The sequence below is a fragment of the Novipirellula artificiosorum genome, assembly GCF_007860135.1.
Taxonomy (GTDB): Bacteria; Planctomycetota; Planctomycetia; order Pirellulales; family Pirellulaceae; genus Novipirellula_A; species Novipirellula_A artificiosorum.
Genome location: NZ_SJPV01000005.1, coordinates 485,943 through 511,627, shown reverse-complemented (window position 1 = coordinate 511,627; position 25,685 = coordinate 485,943). Strand labels below are relative to the sequence as shown.

Genomic DNA, 25,685 nt, shown 5'->3' with positions numbered 1-25,685 from the left:
GCTACCGCAGCGGCCGTTAGTCGCTATAATCAGGGTCAGTGTTTGGGTCAGAGAAATGGGGTGAGAACCGCTCCAAATCACTGACCTACGTTCCAACTACCTAGAGCTGGAAACCTCAAAAACCCCGTAAAAAACGAGTGGGCAATACAGAACTCGAATCTGTGACCTCCACGATGTCAACGTGGCGCTCTAACCAACTGAGCTAATTGCCCGAAAGGCGATCGCGAGTGTAGTGGATGCTACGCGCGACGTGCTTTGGTTTTGGGTGGTTTCGGCTCGTTCGACCTCGTCGCTTGAGCCATCTTCCCTTGTTTTTCGTCTCGGTAGTCTGTGCGGAAGTTAGCGACTCGTCAAGTATGTTTCGGGACCTGTACCGCAGCAATCAAGCCAATTTTTGCCAAGGGGAAGCCGTCGATGGGCTGCTTCGTCGTTCGATTCGGGGTTCGAAGGAAGATCCAAGCGGTTCTGGAGACCTGTTCTTAGGCAAAATGGGGATTTCTACGATTTCGCTGTTGACGGTTCCTAGCGCCGATATGGATACTTTTGGAGACGTTTTGGGCTTGACGAACGCCGTTACCGTTTGATTCGGTGCGATTGGCACTGTGGTTGCGCCGTCAAGAAGAAAAGCACAGGGACCTATGTGGGTCTCCCCAAAATGGATTCCTACCTTTTGTGCCGGATAGCCCTCTGGCCGGAGACGTTTTTATTAGTGGCATTGGCACGCAAAACCAACCAGCAAGAATCTCGTGATACCGTCCGTATTAACAGCCAAATCCGAATCAGCCCGATTCGTGTCGTCAGTGAAGAAGGGGAGCAGTTGGGGATCATTCCCACCGAGCAGGCCCTCGACCGTGCACGTGACGCCGGTTTAGATCTGGTTGAGGTCGCTCCGAATGAGCGACCACCGGTTTGCCGAATCATGGATTACGGCAAGTTCAAGTACGAAAAGAACAAGAAACAGCAGAGTAGTCACACCAAGACGAAGACCAAAGAAATTCGCTTACGGCCGAAGACGGGCGACGAAGACGTTCGCACCAAGATTCGCCAGGCGGAAAAGTTCTTAGAGCACAAAGACAAAGTTCAGGTCAGTGTGCTGTTTCGAGGTCGCGAGATGGCTCACATCGAGGAAGGCCGTAAGGTCATGGAGATGGTTGTTGAGTTGTTGAGCGAGGTGGGTAAGGTCGAAACGGCACCGCAACAACATGGCCGGCGAATGATTTGTATGATCGCGCCAAAGTAGACGTCAGGTGTCCGTTAGCAGATGACAGCAACTAACGATCGTGACGACACGCTAGTCGTATCGGTGGATCAGCTTTGCCAGCACCTTTCGGCGATTGCTCCGCTTCGATTGGCGGAGTCGTGGGACAACGTTGGGTTGTTGGTGGGCGACCGAAATCGTCACGCTGGGCGAGTCATGACGTGCCTGACCTTGACTCCAGCGGTCGTGGACGAAGCGGTGACGGAGAAGGTTGACTTGATCATCGCTCACCACCCGATGCCCTTCAAGCCTCTCGCTCGGATCACGTCGGATTCGATTACAGGTGGGATGCTGTTGCAACTGATTCAGGCCGGGGTAGCCGTTTACAGCGCTCACACGGCGTTTGATTCCGCGGCCAACGGCATCAACCAAGATTGGGCCGAGCGTTTGGAACTTCACGAGATTCGGCCTCTCATCGATCCCACAGCAGATTTAGCTTCCGCCCCGACGGCGACCTTCGAAGTAAAGGATGGTGCCGCGGGACGGTACGGGCTTTGGGATCCACCATCGTCGTTTGGCGAATTGACTCGACGCGCGGCCGACGTTTGTTCGGCGGACAACGTGCGACGAATCGGTTCCCCCGACAAAGCAATCACTCGCGTTGCAATCGCTTGTGGAAGCGGCGGCAGTTTCTTGTCGGCGGCGAAGCGGAAAGGATGTGACGCCATGGTGACCGGTGAGGCTACGTTTCATACCTGCTTGGAAGCAGAATCGCTCGGAATCGGGCTGATTCTTGTGGGGCATTATCAAAGTGAACGGTTTGCAATGGACCGGCTGGCCAAGACCCTATCGCGTGAGTTTCCTGCTTTGGTGGTTTGGGCCAGTGATCAGGAAAGCGATCCGATTGAGTGCTTGAATGGGCTGCGAGCCAACGGCGATGAAAACCGCTGAGGACGGAGGATGTTCTCGGCTGACCTCGTTTGGCAACGTACGGGATCAAGCTGCCTTCTGGCCTGAGTCGCTTGGTATCGGCAGGCGGGGATTGAAGTCAGCGGAAACCGTTGCCTCCGCATCCGCTGCAACACGTTTTGCATCGTCTTTGCTTCGCCTACGCTGGCGCAGATAGTGGTCCATCATCAGCAACGCAAAACCGATCCTTTGCGACCAGGGCAGATTCGTTGTTGAGCCCATCTTGGTGTAGCGCATCCATTCGGCGAGCGAGGGACGTTCCAGGGTGCGAAACTCACGGGGTAAGAGATAGCCAAGCAGCGAGATGTCGTAGCCCATTTGTTCGACATACCACCGAATCAGGCGATTCAACTGCAAAGCCTGTTGCATCTTGCTTTTTGGACTTTGCTTTTGATTTGCAAATCCATTGTTGGCATGCAGCCGATAATCGACCAAGGGTTGATCCAAGTGGAACTTGTGAGCTCCAACGATCGAGGAGCCAATCACGAGTACATCGTCGGCACGGATGCGCCATGCGGCCTCATCCGGATAAGGCAAGACACGACTGAGTAAACTCGACCGCATGGAGAGGCAAGAAGTTGGGTTACCGATCCAGCTTCGTTGGAAGATTGCAGCGAGCGTGCTGATACCATAATCGCGGGTGGGTTTGGCGGGTAGTGGTCGGCGGCGAACCAGTCCGATTTCACGGAAACTGATACTGAGGAAATCGACGTCGCTGCGCCGTTGATAGAGATCGGTTGCATGTAGGTTGTATCGAGAATCGTAGCGATCGTCGGCATCCAAGAAGAACACGAGATCACCCGAGGCCAACCGTTTCCCTTCATGGAAGCAGGAGAGCTGTCCACCGTTGGGTTTCGAGACGATCGTCACATTGTCCACGGAGGAAAATCGACCGCGCAGACGTTGCAGCGAACCGTCGGTGGACCCGTCGTCAACCACAATGATCTCATCAAACGGCAACTCCTGTTCGATCGCTGTTTCGACGGCTTCACAAACATACGGGGCATAGTTGTAGCTATTGACCAAGCAACTCGTTCGTGGCCGCCGTATGACCGGGGGTCCAACGGAACCGAGGTTCGCAGAAAACGCGCCCGTCGGGCGGGCATCGCGATCGATTGCGCCAGGATTTGGGATGCTCATGGGTATCGGTGGGATTTTGGGGGTGTCTTGAAAGCACGCTACCGCAAAACGCATTACCGCTGGGGACCTGAAACGTTGTCGTTGGGGTCACCATGATCCGAGGGAGCGGATTCCGCACATCGGTGCAGAAAGGCAAGGCGTCTGAATCGCCATCGACGCTTTTGCAAGCATTTTATGACCCAAACCCCGTCGTCCGACGGCGGGGGTGTACTTTTGATGACGGATGTTCGGGCTAATCTGGTTTTGCAATCGAAAAGGTGTGGTTTTGCTTTCCCCAGCGACCGACAAATAGAGGGATGAGGTCAGTTGTTTTTCTATCGAACGTGTTGCTGCGATGAATGATCCGATTGCTTATCTACAACCACCGCGTCCGGGTTTGGTTTCCGTGGTCATCCCAGCCTACAATCGGGACCACTTGATTGCGTCGACGCTGGAAACTGTTCGCCGGCAAACGTACATGAATTGGGAGCTGTTTGTCGTCGAGGATGCCTCGTCGGGTGAGACCGAGCGGATTGTGAAGGCGTTTGGCGCTTCCGTACCGAACGCAGTGACCTATCTTCGGAATACGTCAAATGTAGGCGCTGCGGAGACTCGCAACGTTGCTTTTCGTTTGGTCCGAGGTCAGTACGTTGCAACTCTGGATTCCGACGATCGTTGGTTGCCGCGACATCTGGAGACGATGTTGGACGTCTTGGATCGCACGGGGCGCGACATCGCATCGGCAAATGTCACCATGGTTGAAGACGGAACGGATCGAGAACTTGGGGTGTGGGGACCGAGCACGGAGGAAGTTGCCAACTTTCCCGCCAGCATGTTTTGTCGAGGCTTTCTTACGCCGTCCGCCACGGTGATGCGTCGCGAGGTGTTGGAACGAGTCGGGCCCTGGAGCAGTGATCACGAGTACTGCGAGGACTACGAATTCTATTTGCGTTGCGCTTCGTTGGGAGTCTCGTTCGCCCATGTCAAGGAACCGACTTGTTTGTATCGAAAGTGCCACAGCGATGCGAGTACAGCGAAGTTGGCGTTGGTGGTCGAAGCGGTCGCCTACACGATTCGCCAATACATTGGTTCGCCGGCCCTTGACCCCGTGACGTGTCGTAACTACGCCTTCACCGTTTTCCTGCAAGCGTCGCGGATTCATCGTCGTTCGAACCCGGACCAGGATGTTTCGGCCGATCGATTTCGGGGTGGCCAATTGCTCCTCGAAGCATGGCGACTGAGTCCACTGCGATTTTGGATCTTACTGAAGGGGATGAGTGTCTTGTTGGACTCGTCGGTGAAAAACGTGCTTCGACCGAAGTCCGATCGAAAAAAATATCGTACGAAGATCGAGAGGCTTCCTAACGTGATGGATGGATTAAGTCAGCGGATGAAGAACGCTGCGTAGGTCTCGAGCAACAACCTGAAGGAGTTGGAAGTTGGACAATGCCGAAACGATTGTTGTGGTCTGTGGTTGTGACGAGAACTATGCAATGCCGTTGGCGGTAACGCTTCGTTCCGCAGTCGATCATTTAGCGATGGATCGGGCTCTTCAGGTCTATATCTTCGATGGCGGAATCCGTTGCGAATCGAAACAACGGATCGAAGAATCGTGTTGTGAGGATCGAGTTTCGATTGAGTTTGTCACCATTGACATGTCAATTTTGAAGGACGTCCCGGTCAGTGAACATGTCAATGCTGCGTCGTACCTTCGGCTATTGATTCCCGATGTGTTGCCTCGTTCGATCGGTCGAGTGATCTATTTGGACTCGGACCTGTTGGTCTGCAAAGACTTGTCCGAGCTTTGGGAAATGCCACTCGGTGAAAATGCAATCCTTGCGGCTCAAGATAGCGCGGCGCCGTATCTCGACAGTTCGATCGCGACGTCCAACTTTTCTCTTTGCGCCCGCTATCTCGCCGCGCCGCGTCCGATTGCAAACTACGAGAGCCTCGAAATGTCGCCCTATGCCAAATACTTCAACGCGGGCGTATTGGTCATTGATGTGGACCATTGGCGTCGAGAGCGTCTTGACGAGGAATTGTTTGCCTGTCTCGATCAGCATCGTGCCCATGTGTTGTGGTGGGATCAATATGCACTGAATGTTGTGATGTATGGTCGCTGGGGTGAACTGGACATGCGATGGAATCAAACCGCCCATCTGTTCGCTTATCCCGCTCATGGCGAGAGTCCTTTTCGAAAGAGATCCATGGCGCTCTTGCGCAAAGACCCTTGGATTATTCACTTCACGTCCTCGCTGAAGCCATGGAACTATTTCTGTCGACATCCTGAGACGAAGCGTTTTCATCATTACCTGAGCAGGACTTCGTGGGCCGGATACACTGCGGAACGTCCTGACGACTACCTGCAACAGATCTGGAAGTATCATTCGGATGCGGCAAGGAACGGAATTCGAAGAAGAAAACGGATGATTCGGCGATTTCTTGGGACAGAACACCGTCGCGCCGGGTGATTTTCCAATTCGACTGCAATCCGAGGGGATCGAGATCCATGAATCAAACAGAGAACAAGGCCGCATCGATGGATCCGATCATTGTGGTGAGTGGATCCGATGAAGCCTATGCGATGCCGTTGGCCGTAACGCTTCGATCGGCGATCGAATCGCTCGCCGAACCTCGTTCGATGCAGCTGTACATTTTCGACGGTGGAATGACCGACGAGTCCAAACGGAGGATTGCGGATTCGTGCAACAACCCTCGTGTAGCGATTCAGTTCATCGAAGTCTCGATGTCCACGTTGAGTCATTTGCCCGTTGACGGGCACATCAGCTCGTCAGCTTACCTTCGCTTGTTGATTCCGCAGATTCTTCCAACGTCGATTGATCGAGCGATTTACTTAGACTCTGATTTGATTGTTTGTCGTGACTTGGGTGAACTCTGGGACTTGCCGCTAAATCGCCATTTGGTGTTGGCGGCACAGGATTCTGCTGCACCTTACATCGATGCGGCGATCGCAATGAAGTCCTACACTCACTTCAAACGCTTTCTTGCTTCGCCGCTCCCGATCGCCAACTACAAAAGTCTGTCACTGGATCCCTGTTCAAAGTACTTCAATACGGGTGTCTTGCTGATTGACGTTGACCGGTGGCGACGCGAACGGATTGATGCTCAGTTGTTTGAATGTTTGGAAAAACACCGCGAGCATGTCTTATGGTGGGACCAGTACGCATTGAACGTTGTGCTCTACGGGCGTTGGGGCGAATTGAACCCGCAATGGAACCAAGGCGCTCAGGTTCACCTATTTCCATCGCATCATGATAGCCCTTTCGATCGCGAAACGTACACGAGATTGATGACGGATCCATGGGTGATTCATTTCACGTCGCCGTCGAAGCCTTGGCACTACTATTGCCGGCACCCCGCGAAGCGTTTGTTTCAGCGGCATTTGGCCAAGACCGCTTGGGCCCATTTCGAAGCGGAGAAGCCGAACGCGCTTCTACGGACTTGGTGGAAGCACCATACGAAGGCCGTAAAGATCGAGTTTCGTCGACGAAAGAATATGGCTCGCCACTTGTTTGACTCAGACCGTCGGGCGGCGTGACGTCTGCCGCGTGCTTGCCGGCGGATTGGTTTTAGGCTGCACGTTTGTGATCGCTGGATGGGGAGCGTGAAAACGCTTGTCCTGCTTTGGACAGCTTTCGTGCCACTCGCTGAAATTCATCCATGACTCGCTTTGCCGTGGTCTTCTTTGCTTTTGCTTGCGGCGGGGCGATGTTGTTTCGAGCTTCGTGGAGCCCCATCAACGTTGACCACAATGTGATCTGCTCGGCCCGGCACAGATTGTTTACATCAAAGAACTGACGCATGACACGGTATTGATTAAGGTAGTGATCGGTACTTCGCATCAAGCTATCCTCGCGATGACGATAGTAGAACAAATACTCGGGGATGACGTCGAGTTGATGACCTTGGCAAGCAAGCTTGACGAAGAATTCCCAATCTTCATAGCTGGTGTCGCGATCGAGTTCGTACCCGCCTGAATCGCGTATCGCATCGAGACGGAAGATGGCGTTCGCATCGCCGTAGACGTTTCGCAAACCGGAAACCACAAACGGACCGCCACAGGGTCGATAGACGTATTGGATCTTCCCCGCAGCGATATCCGGGGTTTCTTGGAAAGCACGATAGAAGCACGCGACCGCCGTGAGTTCCGGGTTGCGCTCGATCGCCTGAACAAAACGCGAGACCATCTTGGGACCGGCAATGTTGTCCGAATCCACGGGGATGAAATACTCGCCGCGTGCTTCCGCGATCCCGCGATTTCGTGTCGCGCCGAGGCCGCGGTTCTTATGTGATAGGAATCGGAAATCCGGATAGGTCTGTTTGAACTGTTCGAACACCTGATTGGACCTTGCGTCGGGTGAACCATCATTGATGACCATCACATCCAAGTTGGGATAGTCTTGCGCGGCGAGCGACGCGAGCGTGTCGGGAGCGAATTCGGCCATGTTGTAGTAAGGCACTGCGATACTGACCAAGGGCGGTGCGACTTTCAGCGAGACACTCGCGATTGAGCTTTCGTCGTGCGACGAGATCATCGCTGCGTAAAGATCACAAAGGGTTGAGTCGCTCCGCTGGGATCCAACGTGATGGGGCGCTTTGAGGACGTGCTCTGAGTCAGTTGCCATGTTGATGGGTAGGACGGTCGCCTCTGCGCGAACACTCCATCCAACACTTCGAGCATGGTCAAGAAGAGATTGGGACGATGCTTGTTGGAAGTCGGCGTGTTCGAAGAGGTAACGCTCGTAGAAGTCACTGAACGCCTCATCAATGCCCGTCGGCCATTGGCGGTTCGCATGGCGGGCCCACTGACTCGAACCTTGCAGTCGGACAATGACCTTTGTCTGATCAAATGCAGATCCCATTCTTCGGGCTTGTACGGTTCGGAATCCGTGGCCACCTCGTTCGGCAAACTGAATCAGATCGTAGGCGTGTTCGTGGTTGAGGGCTTTCAGAGCCTCAAAGATCTGTACGCTAACGGCGTCGATCGGAGCGAGGCAGTCCGCATCGAGTTTCACGTCAGGATTGCTTCGGAAGTCGTCCATCGTGAACAGCGAAATACCGTTTTCCGCGAATCGGCGTCGACATTCGGTCCGTTGAAGTTCGCTATCGTCGTCGGACGCGGCTAACAGATGGACGGTCCACCCCTGGTCGGCAAGTGTATGAGAGAGTTGCCACGCGTGTGACTCGTTGCCTTTGGCGGACAAGACGCCAAGCAACGAGTGGGTCACGATACAGATGGATCCGGACGATGAGTGAGCATGCATGGTATCTCAGTTCCTGTCTTCTGTGGAGAGTCGCTATCTCTCCTTACCGAACCGGGGTGGGCGGAATCAAGCTCAAGTGGAGAAACTCGAGTCCGGAGGCGATTTTTCGGAGGAAAGCCGGTCTAGTGTTTGTGAAGCGTTGTTGGTATATCATCGTGATCGGATGGTCTTAAAATCAGCCGATCGAAGGTGGCTCGGTTTTTACCGAGCGAGTGGGATCGACGGGTCGGGACGCTGCGGCGAACTGCTCGTGATTCCGATGCTGTCCAGCGTGTGTCCCTACGACGTACTTGCGACCACAGCCCGCCACACCGCAAGGTTCGCCCCAAGGTCAACGAGGCCCGTTTGCAGCGAAGCGGCGAGATTACTGCTGGGAAATGTCGGCTCAGATCGGTTTAAAAGAAACTGACTTTGCCTTTTGATTTTCCTAGTTTCTCATCCGACCCCGAGGTGCCACCTGGCATGATTGATACTGAACTTCTGCGCGACCCGTGCGCCCGCACCGCGACTCCCGTTTTGTCTTTCGATTCCGCTCGCAGTTTGGCGGTCCAGCATGGCACGCCGCTGCTGGTAACGTCCCGGAGTCGTTTGGTCAGGAACTATTGGGAGATGAAGCAGGCGATGCCCGGTGTGGATTTGTACTACGCCGCCAAGGCGAATCCCGCCCCCGTCATCCTGGAAGCATTGGCCGCAGAAAAGGCGTTTGTCGACGTCTGTTCGGCGGGCGAAATGGTCGCCGCGCTGGCGGCCGGATTCACGCCCGATCGGATGTTGCACACGCATCCGTGCAAAACCGAAGACAACTTTCGCCAGTGCTATGATGCCGGCCTTCGCTGGTTTGTTTACGACAGCGAGTCCGAGGCTGAAAAGATCGCGTCTTGGTCGACCGATGTGAACCTAACATCGGAAGTCAATTTACTGTTGCGTTTGGCAATTACCGCCCAGTCGAGCAAGATCAATCTTTCCGCCAAATTCGGTGCACCGGTGGAGGACGTTGCTTCCTTGTTGGAAGCGGCGAGTCGGCGGCGATTGAACGTGCGAGGTTTTTCGTTCCACGTTGGCAGTCAATGCGTCAGCCCTGAGGACTATTGCATCGCGATCGCCAAAGTCCGTGAAGTTTGGGATTTAGCGACGCGGATGGGATTTGTATTGAGCGTCTTGGATATCGGTGGTGGATTCCCTGCTCCGTACCGCGACGATGTTCCATCGACGGATTCATTTTGCGGCGTGATTTGGCGTGGCCTACAGGAACATTTCGGCCGAATGAATGTACGCTTCCTTGCCGAGCCCGGTCGCGGGTTGTGCGCTGAATCGACGACGTTGGTCACCAAGGTGATCGGAAAAAGCAAACGTTGGGGAATGCCTTGGTATTTCATCGACGACGGCATCTACAATTCCTTTTCGGGAATCATGTTTGATCACGGCGACTTTCCGATTCTGTTTGAATCGAGCGGTGATCGCCCCGTTGCTGCGGGTGTGATAGCAGGCCCGACTTGTGATTCGGGCGACGTGGTCTGCCGGGACCAAGAAATGCCCGATCTCGAAGTTGGCGAGTTGTTGATGGTGCCGTGCATGGGTGCCTATGCGGGTGCTAGCGCGTGTCCGTTCAACGGGCTGCCAGTCGCCAAGTCTGTCTTGATTGCGTAGCGATGGTTGCGGCTGCGTGACTATTCCTCGGCGCTGGCGATGATCGGCGCGGTGACGCTACCCGCGCCGGGGCGGACGGATAAGATTCCGAACAGGTCGCGGTAAGTGCGCGATTCGCAGCCCAGCGTCGCCAGGATCCCAGCGCCCGTGAGAGCGCCCAGACCAACCGCTAGTGCAAAAGCCGGAAAATAGGTTTCGCCGCAACCCACCATCCCGCCAAAGCATGCCGCATCCCCCATGCTGCGAGTCAGGTTGCGAGTCAGGTTGCGATCGGTGGCGTTGACCGGACGGTCATCGGCGAATTCACAAGCGGGAATGGTCCGGTCCATCAAAGCGAATCAATTCATCAGAAACAATTGGATAACGGTAGGGTTTGCAAAAGTGCTTTTTCAGCTTTCCGCTGGGATTCAACAGCTTTTGCCATGAAAAGTCCTTCCTCGCTGGGAGGTCGTGCAGTTTTTAAGTTGTTGATTGAAAAAGACTTACAAGATTTACCTCCCCCTCGCTGCGCTCGACCCCTCCCGCTGCGCGGGCAGGGGTGGTTGGATACCTAAACACTTCAGCAGTCACAACTTAAAAACTGCACGACCTCCTGGACCGCAGGGGTTATCCAACTTCAGCCAATTCTAGCCTCCAATCTAGAATTCCGCGCTACCCATTTGCAATCCCTAAAGCAAAGCCGATTGGCGTGCCTGCACGCTGAGGTCGGGGGCACTGGGCTTGCTTAGTGGCCCGAAACGTTGGTATAGCGGCAGGATGGTTCACCGGAACCGACCACCATTTCAGTTGGGAAAGCGAGTCGCGGGGAGATGCACTTGATGCCAAAGCCAGTTCAGAACTCAGAGCCGCTGGTCGTTGTTACCGGTGCGGACGAAAATTACGCGATTGGGCTGGTCGTTACCATCCGCTCGATGCTTTGTCATCTCGATCCGGGGCGGCGTGTTCAGCTGCATGTGTTCGATGGAGGGATTCAGCGCGGTACGAAAAACCGGATTTTGAAGTCTTGGGCCGATCGCCGGTTGGAAGTGCATTGGCACGATATCGAGATGAGCCAGTTAAGCCATTTGGTGACCTCCGGCTACCTCAACCACACGACCTACTTACGGTTGCTGATCCCAAGCCTTGTTCCGCCGACGGTGGAAAAGGTGATCTATCTCGATTCGGATCTGCTCGTACGCAAGGACATCAGCATTTTGTGGGAGGAGCCGATGGAGGACCATTCGGCTTTGGCAGCATTGGAACTCGCTAGCCCCTATGTCGATGCCGAGGTGGTCTTTGCGAATCAACCGCTGAAGCACTCACGGCTTGGGACTGCGACTCCGATTGCAAATTATCGAGAGCTTCATCTCGATCCACGAGCCAAGGTGTTCAATGCGGGCATGCTCGTCATCAACGTGGCTCAGTGGCGTCAAGAACAGATCCCCGAGCAAGCCTACCAGTGTCTCGAAGACCATCGCGACCATGTGCTGTACTGCGACCAGTATGCGCTGAATGTGGTGCTGCATGGCAAGTGGCGGGAATTGGATTCGCGGTGGAACCAGACCGCGCATTATTATGCTTACAAGTGCTGCGACCACAGTCCACTCGAAGAGCCAACGTTTTCCAATTTGGCAAACGACCCGTGGATTTGTCACTTCACTTGGATCCACAAGCCATGGTTTCGCGATAGCGGACATCCGTTTGGAGATGAGTTTGTCTGGCAGATGCGACAAACCGCTTGGGCTCGGTACCGTTTGAAGTCCAACCCGGATCATCCCGGCCCAGCTCGTCAGCGTCGCACGATGAAGCAGTGGCTCGAGCGCCGAGTCAGTAAAGCGAAGTTACGATTGGCGAGGCTAGGCATGGGTGCTTCGAATCAAGACGAAGACCGTCGCGCTGCATAAAGGGTGTCGCCGACTTGCTCAGGTTTCCTTGCAATCGTCTGGGCAAACCACTCGAGAGCGGTTGAGGTGGTCGATCAGCATGCGGAGTCGCCCCATGGCTTTGCGATTGAAGTGAAACACTAATCGCGGCAAGTGAGCCAAGTCGGGTTCGCCAATTTCATCTGCAAGGGACTTGGTTTGCTTAAACGTGCCATCGACGAGGATATCGGAGAACTCGTCGCGGATCTCTTCAAGCGTTTCGTCACTCAGTTTTTCTTTCAATCGGAACACCAACTGGTCGCGGACGTAACGCATGCTGTGATAAACACAGTAGAAATCCAGAATTTCCTGGACGGCTTCGTCTACGGAGTTGGTGATCTTGTAGAGAGAGACGTCTTCGGGGCTGATCATGCCACCCTCGAGGAGTTGTTTGTCCATGAACACGCCAAGGTCTCGCCAATAGCTTCCATCGGGTGCATCGAGCAGCACCAATGGCAGCATCGTTTGTTTTCCGGTTTGCATCAACGTCAGCGTTTCGAGCGCTTCATCGAGGGTACCGAATCCGCCTGGCAAGCAGACGATGCCGCTACACTCTTTCACGAACATCAACTTCCGCGTGAAAAAGTACTTCATCGTGACCAATTTGGGGTCACCTTGAATATACGGGTTGGCACTCTGTTCAAACGGCAGCATGATGTTCAGTCCCATCGAGGCCTCACGACCGGCCCCACGATGACCTGCTTCCATGATACCGCCCCCCGCACCGGTGATCACCATCCAACCGTGCTCGGCCATCCTCCGTCCGAGCTCGACGGCGGTTTGGTACTCGGGTTGCTCGGGCGACGTGCGAGCCGAGCCGAAAATGGTGACTTTGCGGCGCCGACGATAGGGGCGGAAAACCTTAAAGGCATAGCGCAACTCGCGCAGCGTGCGCGACAGGATTTTGAGGTCACCGCGGGCCGTCTTGTCCTTTTCCAATCGATCGACCGTATGCCGGATCACTTGTAATAAGTCCTGGGAATCGACCGTTGAAATCGGTTCATCGGCAGGTTGGGGACGATGCAGTTCGTCTTCGCCAATCGCTTCGATGGGCAGGTCTTTCTGATCCATTTTCGTAGTCATTCTGCAAGAGTCGACGGTTGTGGGGGACTAGGCGGCGTCGGTCGACGTCGCTTCGCTGGCTGGGACCACGCGTTCGGGCTTGATGCCCAGTACTTTGCCAAGGATCAATGCCAACGGTGCGGCACCAAAGCTCAGCAGGGCTCCCATTTTTACGGAATCCTGAATCGCTCCGGGGACCGTAAAGGCGGCTACCGAGACAAACAACGCAACCGTGAAACCAATCCCCGCTACCATTCCAAGGGTGACCACGTGACGATAATCCATCCCAGCGGGCTTCTCCAGTTTCAGCACCTTTTCTGCGAACAAGGTGAAGGCGGTGATGCCAACGGGCTTGCCAATCAGCAATCCGGCCAGAACGACCCACGTTCCCGTCCCCAAACTGCTCATCACGACGCCTGCGTTCGCCAGGCCAAAGAGCCCCAGAATGTATTCGACGGGCAGCTTCCAGAAGTGCTCAAATGCGCTCAGCGTGTCGTCGCGATTGAGTTCTTCGCGAGCGAAGATGCCAAGGTCCGTATGGGCATGAGGCAACAGCGGAATGATGGGGACCAATCCAAGTGCGGGGTGAATGTTGGCTTGATAGAAGCTGTACCAACACGCGATCCCCGGACCGATCAAATAGGCCCAGTGAGAGTGGACTTTCATGCGGCGGAGCACCAAGGCGCCCAACATGGCTGCCAGGGTGAGCAGGAGCCATTGCGGGGCAATGGGAGCCTGAGGGTAAAAGACGGCCAAAATCATCAGCCCCGCCGCGTCATCGGCGATTGCCAACAGCAACAGGAATGCAATCGCCGGATGACTGGCACCGAAAATGAACCGGGCGATCAGGTAACTGAAGGCGATATCGGTGGCACAAGGAATGGCCCATCCTTTCCCCAAATCTTCCTGTGTACCGGTCAGGTAGGTTCCTGCAACGTAGATCAGTGCCGGACCGATGATGCCCCCCACGGTGGCGAGCAATGGCGTGGCAGCTTTGCGAGGATTCGAAAGGGCACCGCCTGGCAGCAAGGATTCCCAGACTTCCTTCGCCGCAATGGCGAAAAACAATGCCATCAGAATATCGTTGATGATGAAATGCAGCGTCAATCCGTGCGACGCGGCCACCTGCTCGACCGCTTCGTGCGAACCGGCCGCATGATTCGCTGCCTCGTGTCCAACCGAATGGCCACCGCCCCAAAGCGAGGTAAGATCGAAATGGACGAATTGCTCGTAACTATGCTGATCTAAGTTCGCCCAGAGGAGTGCACCGACCGCTCCGAGTATGAGCAGGAACGAGTTGTCAATCAGCGTGCGGAGTACTCCGCGGTTTGGTGTATGCGCGGACATTTCCCGTGCGAGACCTCTGAAGTTCAAAATGGGGACGAAATGGGTGCGGAGATTGGAACCTTCCAAGTACCTGCGCCCGAAATATAGTGAGTTATGCTCACAAGGGAGAGGTGACTTGTTTGTTTCACTTTGCTAGCAAAAACAGGGAAAGTGACGTCGAGCACCGGTTTGTGCCAAATAGGCCGAATCAAGGGGTCGTCCGTGGGGCAGAACAACGTGACACAAGGTCACAGTAGGTGGTCGGTCAATCGTGCGAATCGTCTCAGTCCGCGCGATTCCAATCACAGCAAATACGAGCTTTTTGCGCTCGCACGGTGACCAGGAAGTCTGGACCGGCAAACGGCTTGCAGACTTGGCCGTGCGACTCGCCGCCGTCGGCGAAACAAATCGATTCCAATTGGTACTGGTATTGCAGTTAAGAGAGGGACGCGACTGCTCCTCGCGATTCGATTCCAGCATTGCGAAACAAGCGGAGGCTGATCATGACCGATCAAACCAAACATTCCGTTCGCGCCCTGTTTGCTCAGTGGAAGAGCGAACATGAGGATTTGAACCAGCGAATCGACGCGTTTCGCGAGTGGACCTATTCTGTTTCTCAAATGGGCGTTCCGAAGTTTGGGGAAGCGGCATGCAAACTGAAACAGTTCCGCAAACAGCTCACGCATCATTTTGATCGCGAAGACCAAATGGGAAGGCAGTTGGCAGACGCCTATCCGGCGGGTTCAGCCGAAGTGGCGGCGAGTCGCGACCAAGCTTCTCAGGATCATCAGGAGCTGCTGGTCGAATTGGACAGTTTGGTCGAGCGATTGGGTCAGCTGGAACCGCCGTTCGAGTCGTGGCAGATCGCGATGCGAGAGGTCGGCCTGTTCATCGATAGGCTGGACGAACACGAAGAGTACGAAGGCGAACACATCGATTGGCTCGCACCCGAAGACGATGTCGAGTAGCGATTCCGAGGGGACTTGATGTCGTTCATTTGCTGTCGATCCTCATCACTGAGTCGCGACGCCGAAGCGTCAAGCAGTGCGGCGACGAAATCGGTTGCCGAATCGCGGAACAGGTGCGTGCCGGGGGGCACCCGCGTCTGGTCGGAAAAAAGAAACCTACAAGCGGATCACTTGTTCTTCGTGAATCGTTTCGGCCGAAGGTTCGCAGTTGGCCGCCATTTCGATTTGTACGACCCATCGTCCATCGGCATCGCCGGTGACGATCCAGTGCGGTTGAACACAGACGCTCTGATGCACCAATTCGAAACCCGATTCACTTTGGCTGACCGTTGAAATCGGGAAAGCCCAAATTCCACTCGGTCGGTCGATCTCCATTCGCACATCGATGCCGAGCCAACGATCCGATAGGCTTAGCCCATGGGCATCCCGCAGATCAAGTTCCTCGCCGAGTTGGCCATAGCGGTGGCCGTCAAGATCGGAGAAGTAGCGATCGTCAGCACCGGAAGGTAAGCCGGCAAAATTCATCTCGATCGCAAAGTGTAGCGGACGATCTTGTGGCAAGTTCTCCAGTAAATACGTAACGGCCAATCGATCGCTGCCGGCGCAAAGGGTTACCGCTTTGGTCAAGGTGATCGGGATTCCCCAGGCGTTTCCATCTCGCCGCATCTGGACCTGCACCCGATCGGCACCACGCCGAATCTTGGTTTCGAACGGCAGATCGACAAAATCGCCCCGCTCCTCGGCTTCGCCGCGAGCGACCGATTGCAGTGAGGCATCGTTGTCATAGAAATGATCCATCAAGCTCTTGCGAGCATAACGGTCATATTGCAAGCGTTGGTCCAGGTCGGCTTGCTTGAAGACAACGCGATCATGAATGCTGGCAACATCCTCGCCTGCGGCATGGGGACCGGCCAGGACCTTGCGGTGGTAATTCTCGGGACGGCGTTGCAACGTCGCGAGCAGGTTGTGGCGTATCTCGCGAACATCAAGCTCGTACATACGGCCGCCATGCCCCGGTGCGATCCACGCGCACAAGCGATTGTTGCTGAGGCGGACTTCCTGCAGTCCATCAAAATTGTAATCGTCTGCGGTGGCAAGAACCGTTTGCTCATTCATTCCTTCGAGTTTGGAAAGTCGGTTGTCGGCAGCGATCAAGTGTTGATAGATTGCGTTACGCAGGTGGGGCAGATAGATGCCACCAAAAGCGCCGTGCCAGTAAGGGCAATTGCATTGGCCGCGATACAAGTCATCGCGAATCCTTGCGATTTCCAACGGGTCGCTGGCGGCCGCTTCCGCATCGGCCAATCTGCGACTGACGCTCATCATGCGAGCGTACATTTCGTTCGTTTCTTCGTATTTGGACTTGAAATTACGCCAGTAACCACCGCGGATGAACGGTTTCAAATCGCCCCATTGCGGGTGATCTTCCATCGCATGGGTGACCTCGTCGAATGTTTCTTGCGATTCGGTGGGCAGCGCCCATTCGGTCATCTCGCGATAGCTGCAATCGGGCAAATAGACCTTCCCGGCGGGAGCCGTTTGGGTAACGGCTTCAGCGAGTGTGACCGTTTTCAGCCACGAGGCATTTTCGCATAATGCGGTGAAGAAGGACCGCAGCCATCCCTTTTCGTAGACATGAACCTTCGTATCGGGCCAAGTGCCGAATTTTTCGCCGTCGTCGCCGAACGTTAAGACCGCACCGGGCGACTGCTCCGCGAACTGGCGACAATGATCGATCGTTTCCTGAGCAGGCCGAAACGGGATCGTGTAGCGGAGTCGTTCGGATCCAGGAAAAACTCGCAGCAGTCGTCCGTCGTCCTCGGTCAAAAAATAACCGCGGAGATCTTGGTCACGAAGTCCAGCTGCGCGGAAATGGTAATCGTCCAAGACGGTGTATTCAATTCCTGCGTCCACCACATCACGGGTTAAGGACGATTCCCAAACGCGTTCGGGCATCCACATGCCTCGAGGCCGAACACCAAGGGTGCGATGCAGCCAGTTGCTGTAGACTTGGATCTGGCCGATCCGATCGCGTGACGGCAGCATCGTCATGATCGGTTCGTATTGAGGACCACCGACAATTTCGACGCGACCGGCGTCGATCAGCATCCGCAACCGGTCGATGTACTCGGGGTGTCGCTCGGACAACCAAATCATCAACGGACCCGATGTGTGTAGCGAGATTTGCAGGCTTTCAAACGGTTCAAAGACCTCCAAGAACGGCAGATAGCTGTCCTGGTACGCTTGTTCGAACACGCCGTCAAAGTTGCCAATGGGTTGGTGATTGTGCAAAACCAGGCACAAATATGCGTGTGGCGTCATATTTTTTGTTTGGGGTGATCGGCGGCGGACGGGACTTCGAGCGCGAGCAGAACGTATCGCGACAACTTTGCTGTTACTATCGGATCAATCGATGCAACAGGATCATCTAAATTGTAGCCAACTGGATTCAAACCACGCGACGGGACGCGAGACATGCAAGAAACGGCTCGCGAGAAGACTTCAAAGAACGCGACGAGGGTCCTCAGCAGCCGTGAATTGCCGATACTTTTCGGTTGCGACTTCGGGCAACACGGTGTTGATCATGCAATCGCTGCTCCATTCAAAACCGGCCACTCGGCTGATTCGAGGAAAGAATTCCAGCGACCAGTGAAATGCTTCGGAGCTGCCCGTTGCGCCCGGAGGTCGCGTGTGAAGCAGCACATTGTAGGCAACTTGGGGGATCATCGATTCAAGCCAACCTGTCATCCGCTGCAGCAATCGAGCCAGTTCGTCGAGGGAAGCGAAAGGGACGTCGTCAAAATGGTCGATGTGTTCCTTGGTGGTGACGCGAATGAGCATCGGCAATCGGCTGGCGTAGGGACAATAGGCCACCAGGGAATCGGTTTGGGCGACGATCCGGGTCCTGTGCTTGAGTTCCGCTCGAATGATATCACATTGCAAGCAGCATCCTGTCTTGGCCTGATGTGACCGCATTCGCTCGCAAATCGTCTCGACCGAATTGGGGATCTGATCGGTTGCGATCAATTGGCTGTGGCTGTGTTGCAACGATGCACCTGCGTCGCCACCGACGTTTTTAAACAGGCTGATGTACTTGACCCCCTTTTGGTTTCGCCAAAACCGCAGACGTTGCTGGTAGGCAAACAGCAGCAGTTTGGTTTCCGCCAGGTCCAATTCGCTGAGAGATTGGACGTGATAGGGTGATTCGATGATCACTTCGTGACCACCGATCAAGTCACGCGACTGGAACAGAGGGTGAGAGCGACTGCTCGGATTCCTCGTCAACGAGGCGCCTTGATTGCACCCACAGGCGTTTTCCGTGATCACGGGATACTTGTTCGGCACCACGCGAACGGACCAATCGAGAGCTTCCACGTCGGTCGGATCGCCAAAGACCACAAAGCGATCTTCGTGATCGACCCTGGCCGCCCAGCATGCGGAAGGCGTCGACGCTTCTTCTCCCGCACAGAAGGGGCAGGTCACCTTTTTTTTGTTGGCCATCCTTCGCAGCGAACCAAACTGGTTGGGACGGGCGCCGCGATGCGGTGCGAAAATGGTCCATTCACCTGTGATCGGATCCAACCGTGATTGAGCGGTTCCTGGAGAGGCAACGGCGTGGCGATCGATTTTAGGTGAAGGGACGGTGGAGCAATCCGGAGGGCCGTCGGACGCCAAGGCGTTGTGGGCCATGTGGGAGGCTTCGTCAACTTCGGAAGTGGGGACCGTCTGTTCGAATCGATCGTGGACTTGAGTTTTGACGTTCTCGATCACGGCTTTACTTCACAGTCAGATGGATAATTTGCTAGGGCGGTGTTGGGCGTTGCAACACCCCTCACGCGCGCTGATCCTACCTCATAGGTATCGTGGTTTGCAAAGCGAAAAGCGGCAAAAATGCGGGATACTTTTCGCCCATTTTCCAGACCAGAACGATGCTTATGCTTTAAGGGCAATCGTTTTGGCGTAAAGGTCGACATACTGGCCTGCGCTCTTCCGCCATGAGAAGTCCTGCTTCATCCCGGTTTGGATGATTTGTTCCCATTTTTCTCGCTGGTGATAGCGGAGGTGCAAGGCTTTTCCGATCGTTTGGTCCAACGCGATTGGATTGGACTCGGGAACATAGAACCCAGTCGCCGTTGCATCGGCAAGCGTCTGTGTGGTGCAATTGACCACGGTGTTGGCGAGTCCACCGGTTTCGGTAACGATCGGGACGGTACCGTAGCGGAGGCTATAGAGTTGGTTCAGACCACAGGGTTCGTATTGACTGGGCATCAAAAAGAGGTCTGCTCCCGCTTCGATTTGATGAGCAAGCTCATCGCTGAACCCCAAGTACAACGCAAATCGATTGGGGTACGCCTTCGCCAGCGTTCGCAGTTCTGCTTCGTAAACCGGATCGCCACTGCCAAGCACGATCCACTGCGCCGGGCGATCCTCGCTGAGGTGTGAACGAATGACTGGGAGGATAATGTCCCACCCTTTTTGAGACGCGAGTCGGCCGACGAGTCCGATCATCGGGACTTCATCGCTTTGTTCCAAACCGAACCGGTGTTGCAGCGAACGTTTGTTCGCGAACTTCCCTCGTTGGAAGGATCGGGCATCGTAGTTTGCGACAATTTTTGGATCGGTTTCAGGGTCCCAGACGGATTCGTCGATGCCGTTGATGATTCCCACCAATCGATCCGATCTGCCACGAAGGATATTATCAAGACCGCAACCTTGCTCGGGCGAGCGAATTTCTTCGGCATACCGGGGGCTGACCGTGCTGACCATGTCCGCCGTGACAATCCCGGTCTTCAAGAAATTCAGGTGGTTGTAGAATTCAAATTCATTTGGGTTGAAATGGGACCAGTCGAGATCGGTCCAGCGAAAGGCTTCGGACCAGAAGTGACCTTGATAGGCAAGGTTGTGAATCGACAACACGGTCGATGCGCTGGCGATCCAAGAATAGGCCTTTGGCTTGGCCGCCATCAAACCAGGAATCAGCGAGGTTTGCCAATCGTTGCAGTGGACGATATCGATGGGCCATCCGAGCCGAGCAATCGCTTGCAATGCCGCTCGGCAAAAGAACGCGAACCGTTCGGCGTTGTCGGGGTAGTCGCCATCGGCGGTGCCGTAGAGCGAGTCGCGCTCGAAATATTGTGGTTGATCAATGAACCAAACGGGGACGTCTTGGTCCGGAAGGGTCGATTTGAGCAGTCGGGCACCAATCAATTTCTGATCCGACATGGGAACCGCGAAAGTGATATCGGTCGACTCGATCGGCAAACCCGCATGGTGAATGCTGCGAAAAGCTGGCATGATGACGGCCGTACGGTGCCCCAGTGCCGCGACTTTCGAAGGCAAGGTGCCACACACATCCGCTAATCCGCCGGTTTTTGCAAACGGCACCGCTTCGGTGGTAACGTAGACGATATTCAAGATACGGCTCGGTCGGTTAAAGTACTACGATCGACAGGAGACACTCTCGACGGAGGACTCCGTTAGACTGTAGGTCAAAATCAGCGGTTTTCTTAAAGAGACATTGTTTATCGATGGCGGTCGCACTCAGCGAGTTCGGGTCCCGATTGGTTCGTAGTGGTATTACCGATGCGGACGGATGCAAGCAATATGCGGCCAAGTATGCTAAAGCGTCCGGGGGTTCGCCACCCGCAGACGCGTTGTCGCTCGCAAAATACCTGGTTCGCCTCGGCATTTTGTCGGAGTTTCAAGCCAAGACGCTGTTGTCGGCCGATCCCGTCTTGCGACGAATCGGCCCGTATCTCCAGCGTGAAGGGACGAGTGAAGCCCCGCTGAGCCGGTGGCTTCGCGTTCAGCGAACGTCGACGGGCCGGACCTCGCAAGAGCGGGGTTTTCTCTTTCGCGTCGACCCGAAGCCCCTTGCCCAGGACCGCGACCGATGGCTCGCGACGCACGCAAAGACTCTCCACGCCTCGCTCCAGGGAGTTGAACTGGACCGCGGCGCAGACGAGTTGGCGGTTTTTTCTGCACTGCCAACTGGCAAATGCTTGTTCCATCGGGTTGGTGCCGGCGCGACCGTCTTGCCGCGGCAAGCTTGCCAAATCGGTATCTCGGTTTGTGATGCCTTGAACGTTTTGCATCGTGCGTCGCTCGTGCATGGGGCTGTCCGCAGCGACCGTGTTTGGATTACCAGCGGCAGCTCGCCGGTCGCGATCCTGTTACGTGATCCCGCGCTACCGCCGAAGTCGCCGGTTGTCCGAGACACGGCCGCCCAAGACCCACCGGCTTGGCTTGATACGCTTTGTAGCCCAATCGCTTACGCAGCTCCTGAGTTCTTGGATCCAACGGTCTGCTGCAATGTCGCGACCGACATTTATTCCCTGGGCTGCTTGCTGTACCGATTGGTGATCGGGACGATGCCGTTCGCGAGTTCGACCGACGAGCAGACGTTGCAGCAACATGCCAGCGAAGTGCCCGATGGGTTGGCCCATGCGGTATCGAAACACTCGGCAGGTGATCCGTTGTTGCGAGTGATCGCCTTTGCGATGGCCAAGAACACAAAGGCCCGGTTTGCAAACGTTGAACAACTCTCAACAGCACTCAAGGCCACTCTTCCGTTGCTTGAGGCTCCGGATCAGGAGGCCACGGGGTCGCGAGCTAGCGTTGCGGCGAAGCCCCCAAGCCCGTTGAAGTCGGTCGCCGCATCGGTTGCCTCACCGCAGTCGCAACCGCCTGCACCTCCCCCCACTGCACCGGCACCCACTGCACCGGCACCCGCTGCACCGGCACCCGCGGCGCGGAGGCGGAAACGAAATCGAAGTAAAGCGCCGCTGGTTCTTGGATCGCTCGGTGCTGCCGTGCTTGTGCTTGTCGTCGCCTTGCTCGCCCGTCGAAGCGAGGACCCCGACGGTGCAGCGGCACCACGGTCGCAGCCCTCACTTCCTGAGTGGATGGTCGAAGCGGCGAACTCCAAGAAGCAGCAGGACGCGTTGAAGAAACAATCCGGGGCACCGGAGCTATCCGATGCAGACGCTGCATCCGAGTTCCTCGCCGTCGACGACAGTCGGCTTTTGTGGATACCGCCCTATTCAACCGACCAGCCAGCGCCGCTTCGGCTTTTGCCTCCTGGGCCCGGCGCCGTGCTGACGGTTCAGCTTGCTTCGCTACGTTCGCGTGCATCGGGAAAGGAATTCCTTGATTCCCTGGGGCCCGAGCTGGTGCCCCTCTTGGAGTTGGCGGCAGCGCGGGGGAAGGTCCCTGTTGACGCGATCGATCGATTGTCGCTGGCGATGCATCCGTTGCCTGATGGTGGAACACGGGATGGCTGGCCAGAGGTATCGCTTGCGATCATGCTGCGGGACTCGATCGCGATCGAGGATCTGGTCGAGCGGTGGGAGGTTGCCGCCTCGCACACCGCAGAGGGAACGACGATTTACGCCAGTGACGAACTGGGTGATGATGCCTATTTCGTTGCACGGGTTGACCGAGAACCAGAAAGCCAAGTGACTCAGTTTGCCGTTGGAAGCATTGCTCGGATGCAAGAGGTTGCTGCTAACGAAGGAGCCGACATCCCGTTGCCACGTAACATGCAGTCGCTTTGGGATGCATCCAGTGACCAAGCTGACTTTGCCATCATGGTCACACCGAATTTTATTTTCTCTGATGCTCGGAGGTTGTTGCAGGTGTCGGCGCCGAAGTGGGTCGATCCTTTGAAGTCGCTCTTGATTCCGAACGTAGCCACCGCGCTGCTGGTCGCCGACTTTGATGACGAGCGTTTGTATGCCGAGACGAGATTTTCACCGAGCGGAGGGATGACGGGCGCCGCACTGCTCGGGCAGCTGCGCAGCGCTGTCGAAGGGACGCCCGGTTGGGCCGAGACGTTTATTCTCGAGTCCACGGCGGATCCGTCCTGGCGTTTGCTGGCGAATCGCTTGCCCTCGATGATGCGGTTTGTGGCTTCACAAACTCGGTATGGGTTGAACGATCAAATCGCGATCGCGAATGTCTATGTGCCGGCGAAGGCCGCGCCCCAGTTGGGTTTGGCAACGCTCTGGGCGTTCAATACGACATCGAAAAGTCGACCTTCGGTGCCGACAGTGACCGCAAAGGAGTTGACGTTGGAGGAGTTGCTCGATCGCAAGATGTCGATCGCCTTCGATCAGGAATCGCTCGAATTTGGAATCAATTTGATCGTCGAGCAATTTGCTGATTCGCTTCCTGAGGGCACGCAAGTTCCTGCGGTGCGAATCGTTGGTAGCGATTTGCAGAAGATGGGGATCACTCAGAATCAACAGATTCGAGATTTCTCGAGGCAAGGTTTGCCGTTTCGGCAAGTGTTGACCGATTTGCTGCTCGGTGCCAACCCTGACAAGACGGCCACGGGGTCGCATGATCCCAAACAGGCGTTGATTTGGGTGGTTGCGGATGACCCGCAGCGGCCCGGAAAAGAAGTGATTTTGGTCACGACGCGGCAGGCGGTCGTCGGGCGTTACGACTTGCCAGCCGAATTTACGGTCCCCTAGCACGGCCCGCTGGCACGGTGCTTTGTCCGCCGTTGTGGAGGCCCGAGTGGCTACGAGAGAGAATCTTAAGATCACGCTAGACCGGTTGTGACGATTGGTGGGTGCAAATCGACGATGTTGAGGATCAAAGCGGGTTTTTTTAGCCGCTTACATCACCACCGATGGAGAGATGTATCCTAGTCTTCGTCTGGAGGAAAGTGCCTCCGCGACAATCATCTGCCTGTTGTTCTGTGAGCTGAAGTATCAATGTCTAGCGGGGATTACCTACCGATCAGCGTGGCGACGCTGTTGCCTGCCAAGGCGGTCGGCTTGAACCTATTCCAAAAGGAAGAGGAATCGGATCGGTTGATGTTGTATCGCGGTTCGGACTATCCGCTCAACATGGACGACCTCGATCGGCTTCGTGGCCGCGGTGTGCATTTGCTGTACATTGCAAAGGACTCGGGTGCCCGCTATCAAGCTTACCTCCGCCGATTGTTGGATCCCAAATCCGATTCCGCCACGGTGACACCGCAATTAAGAGCTGGCGCGCTGAATGAAGTGGTGCTCGATGTGCTACGGACCTCCTTTGGTAATCGTCATGTTACCGAAACCGTCGCCTCGATTGGGAAGCTTGGCGCACTGACCGCCGAGATCATTACCCGTGACGAGTTTGCCGTTTCCGATCTGTTCCGCGTCTTGCATCACGACTACGCGACCTTTACCCACTCGACCAACGTCGCCTTCTACTCCGGTATCCTCGCCGCAGCCCTTGGGTATTCCCAAGAGGAAGTAGAAAGGATCACGACAGGTGGCTTGCTGCATGACCTTGGCAAACTTGAGATTGACGATCGTATCCTCTGCAAACCTGGCAAGTTGGACGAGAAGGAGTTTCGTCAGGTCAAACGTCACCCGTCGTTGGGATTCCGTAAATTGGCCAAGCGAACGGATTTGTGTGAAGGTCAGTTGATGATGGTCTATCAGCACCACGAACGGTTGGATGGCAAAGGTTATCCCGTTGGAAATGTGGGAAAGAACATCCATCCGTGGGCAAAAGTCTGTGCTGTCGCTGATGTTTTTGAAGCGCTTACCAGCCAACGACCCTACCGTCAGCCTTTGTCACGCGCCAAAGCACTTGAGATCCAGCAGCGAGACAGCGGAACCGCATTTGACCCTGAGGTATTAGAATGTTGGACAGCAGTTATTCAGAATGCTTGAATCAGTGGATCCATTCGGTCGCGTGGGAAATTGAATTGCCAAGCGAATGGTCCGATTACTTCGACGGCAATGGCGAAACCGGTGTGGTGATTGCTGAAGATGAGCGAAGCAATCAGCGGGTAGGGATTCGCAGGCGAGCTTTGCTTTGGCCCGAGTTGCATCTACCGTTTGTTGAGCGAGGCGATGTTCCTGTTGGCATTTACACCCGCGATTTTTCAAGGTCGGGCGCAGGTTTTCTTTCACCGATCGAGTTTTATCCCGAAGAAGAAGTCCGCATCGTCGTGCCTCATTTCTGGGTTCGCGTTCGGGTCACTCGCGCGAGACGCGTTGGCGAGACTTGCTACGAAACCGGTGCGGTGCTGATGCAAAAATTCGAACCGAGTGCGGATGCTTTTGGCGGAAACGTATTCGCAGAAGCGGTCAGGCCAGCCTAATTCCCGGCCTCAGCGGTTCGTCTTTGGGCCGGTTGGATGGGGAGGCTTGGCCCCGCCCAGGGGCGCCAACGTCGAGAAGCTTAGATCGTGGCCCAGGATCGT

At 55.5% G+C, this 25,685-nt stretch carries 20 protein-coding genes and 1 tRNA gene; 12 read left to right on the top strand and 9 right to left on the bottom strand.

Annotated elements, in window-relative coordinates; translation table 11 throughout:
- Positions 1-138 precede the first annotated feature (138 nt).
- Positions 139-212 (bottom strand) — tRNA-Val (locus Poly41_RS16725).
- Positions 213-356: 144 nt separating this feature from the next.
- Here Poly41_RS16725 and Poly41_RS16720 point away from each other — a divergent pair.
- The 3 genes from Poly41_RS16720 to Poly41_RS16710 all read left to right on the top strand — a co-directional run bounded on the left by Poly41_RS16720 (position 357) and on the right by Poly41_RS16710 (position 2,149).
- Positions 357-584, top strand: coding sequence for a hypothetical protein (locus Poly41_RS16720; protein WP_146527830.1), 228 nt, complete (start codon positions 357-359; stop codon positions 582-584).
- A gap of 71 nt (positions 585-655) precedes the next feature.
- A complete protein-coding gene (gene infC, locus Poly41_RS16715; RefSeq protein WP_231615711.1) occupies positions 656-1,240 on the top strand; it encodes a translation initiation factor IF-3 in 585 nt (194 codons plus the stop codon).
- A gap of 21 nt (positions 1,241-1,261) precedes the next feature.
- Positions 1,262-2,149, top strand: a complete 888-nt coding sequence (locus Poly41_RS16710) for a Nif3-like dinuclear metal center hexameric protein (protein WP_146527828.1) — start codon at positions 1,262-1,264, stop codon at positions 2,147-2,149.
- A gap of 45 nt (positions 2,150-2,194) precedes the next feature.
- Here the strand turns inward: Poly41_RS16710 and Poly41_RS16705 are convergent, their stop codons facing one another.
- Positions 2,195-3,307: a glycosyltransferase family A protein gene (locus tag Poly41_RS16705; RefSeq protein ID WP_197231391.1), complete on the bottom strand. Its 1,113-nt coding sequence runs from the start codon at positions 3,305-3,307 to the stop codon at positions 2,195-2,197.
- 334 nt (positions 3,308-3,641) lie between these two features.
- On the opposite strand from Poly41_RS16705, the gene Poly41_RS16700 reads away from it, so the two are divergent.
- Genes Poly41_RS16700 through Poly41_RS16690 form a run of 3 tightly spaced genes read left to right on the top strand, consistent with a single transcriptional unit; the run spans position 3,642 to position 6,845 of the window.
- A complete protein-coding gene (locus Poly41_RS16700) occupies positions 3,642-4,694 on the top strand; it encodes a glycosyltransferase family 2 protein (protein WP_146527824.1) in 1,053 nt (350 codons plus the stop codon).
- A gap of 31 nt (positions 4,695-4,725) precedes the next feature.
- On the top strand, positions 4,726-5,757 hold the full coding sequence (locus tag Poly41_RS16695) for a glycosyltransferase family 8 protein (RefSeq protein ID WP_146527822.1): 1,032 nt from the start codon (positions 4,726-4,728) through the stop codon (positions 5,755-5,757).
- Positions 5,758-5,795: 38 nt separating this feature from the next.
- Positions 5,796-6,845, top strand: coding sequence for a glycosyltransferase family 8 protein (locus Poly41_RS16690; protein ID WP_146527820.1), 1,050 nt, complete (start codon positions 5,796-5,798; stop codon positions 6,843-6,845).
- Positions 6,846-6,876: 31 nt separating this feature from the next.
- Here the strand turns inward: Poly41_RS16690 and Poly41_RS16685 are convergent, their stop codons facing one another.
- Positions 6,877-8,571: a glycosyltransferase gene (locus Poly41_RS16685; RefSeq protein WP_146527818.1), complete on the bottom strand. Its 1,695-nt coding sequence runs from the start codon at positions 8,569-8,571 to the stop codon at positions 6,877-6,879.
- 462 nt (positions 8,572-9,033) lie between these two features.
- Here Poly41_RS16685 and Poly41_RS16680 point away from each other — a divergent pair, with 462 nt between their 5' ends.
- Positions 9,034-10,218, top strand: a complete 1,185-nt coding sequence (locus Poly41_RS16680) for a type III PLP-dependent enzyme (protein WP_146527816.1) — start codon at positions 9,034-9,036, stop codon at positions 10,216-10,218.
- A gap of 20 nt (positions 10,219-10,238) precedes the next feature.
- Here Poly41_RS16680 and Poly41_RS34940 read toward each other — a convergent pair whose 3' ends face one another.
- Positions 10,239-10,547, bottom strand: coding sequence for a hypothetical protein (locus Poly41_RS34940; protein WP_231615710.1), 309 nt, complete (start codon positions 10,545-10,547; stop codon positions 10,239-10,241).
- Between the two features lie 489 nt (positions 10,548-11,036).
- Between Poly41_RS34940 and Poly41_RS16670 the strand changes: the two genes are divergently transcribed.
- On the top strand, positions 11,037-12,101 hold the full coding sequence (locus Poly41_RS16670) for a glycosyltransferase family 8 protein (protein WP_197231390.1): 1,065 nt from the start codon (positions 11,037-11,039) through the stop codon (positions 12,099-12,101).
- Between the two features lie 18 nt (positions 12,102-12,119).
- Here the strand turns inward: Poly41_RS16670 and Poly41_RS16665 are convergent, their stop codons facing one another.
- Together Poly41_RS16665 and Poly41_RS16660 are read right to left on the bottom strand one after the other, a co-directional pair.
- Complete coding sequence (locus Poly41_RS16665; protein ID WP_390621441.1) at positions 12,120-13,190, bottom strand: LOG family protein; 1,071 nt, start codon at positions 13,188-13,190, stop codon at positions 12,120-12,122.
- Between the two features lie 39 nt (positions 13,191-13,229).
- Positions 13,230-14,528 carry a Na+/H+ antiporter NhaA gene (locus Poly41_RS16660; protein WP_146527810.1) on the bottom strand — a complete coding sequence of 433 codons (1,299 nt, stop codon included), beginning with the start codon at positions 14,526-14,528 and terminating at the stop codon, positions 13,230-13,232.
- A gap of 482 nt (positions 14,529-15,010) precedes the next feature.
- Here Poly41_RS16660 and Poly41_RS16655 point away from each other — a divergent pair, with 482 nt between their 5' ends.
- Positions 15,011-15,475 (top strand): hemerythrin domain-containing protein, encoded by a 465-nt coding sequence (locus Poly41_RS16655; protein WP_146527808.1) that lies wholly within the window; start codon positions 15,011-15,013, stop codon positions 15,473-15,475.
- Between the two features lie 156 nt (positions 15,476-15,631).
- Here the strand turns inward: Poly41_RS16655 and Poly41_RS16650 are convergent, their stop codons facing one another.
- From Poly41_RS16650 to glgA, 3 genes are all read right to left on the bottom strand, one after another.
- Positions 15,632-17,797 carry an alpha-amylase/4-alpha-glucanotransferase domain-containing protein gene (locus Poly41_RS16650; RefSeq protein WP_146527806.1) on the bottom strand — a complete coding sequence of 722 codons (2,166 nt, stop codon included), beginning with the start codon at positions 17,795-17,797 and terminating at the stop codon, positions 15,632-15,634.
- Between the two features lie 180 nt (positions 17,798-17,977).
- Positions 17,978-19,246: a galactose-1-phosphate uridylyltransferase gene (locus Poly41_RS16645; RefSeq protein WP_146527805.1), complete on the bottom strand. Its 1,269-nt coding sequence runs from the start codon at positions 19,244-19,246 to the stop codon at positions 17,978-17,980.
- 162 nt (positions 19,247-19,408) lie between these two features.
- Complete coding sequence (gene glgA / locus Poly41_RS16640) at positions 19,409-20,890, bottom strand: glycogen synthase GlgA (RefSeq protein WP_146527803.1); 1,482 nt, start codon at positions 20,888-20,890, stop codon at positions 19,409-19,411.
- Positions 20,891-21,003: 113 nt separating this feature from the next.
- On the opposite strand from glgA, the gene Poly41_RS16635 reads away from it, so the two are divergent.
- The 3 genes from Poly41_RS16635 to Poly41_RS16625 all read left to right on the top strand — a co-directional run bounded on the left by Poly41_RS16635 (position 21,004) and on the right by Poly41_RS16625 (position 25,583).
- A complete protein-coding gene (locus tag Poly41_RS16635; RefSeq protein WP_146527801.1) occupies positions 21,004-23,952 on the top strand; it encodes a protein kinase domain-containing protein in 2,949 nt (982 codons plus the stop codon).
- A 246-nt stretch (positions 23,953-24,198) separates the two neighbouring features.
- Entirely contained in the window at positions 24,199-25,149 is a 951-nt protein-coding gene (locus tag Poly41_RS16630; RefSeq protein ID WP_146527799.1) for an HD-GYP domain-containing protein, read from the top strand.
- Positions 25,119-25,583, top strand: coding sequence for a PilZ domain-containing protein (locus Poly41_RS16625; protein ID WP_146527797.1), 465 nt, complete (start codon positions 25,119-25,121; stop codon positions 25,581-25,583). The genes Poly41_RS16630 and Poly41_RS16625 overlap by 31 nt, the downstream gene beginning before the upstream one ends.
- Positions 25,584-25,685 lie beyond the last annotated feature (102 nt).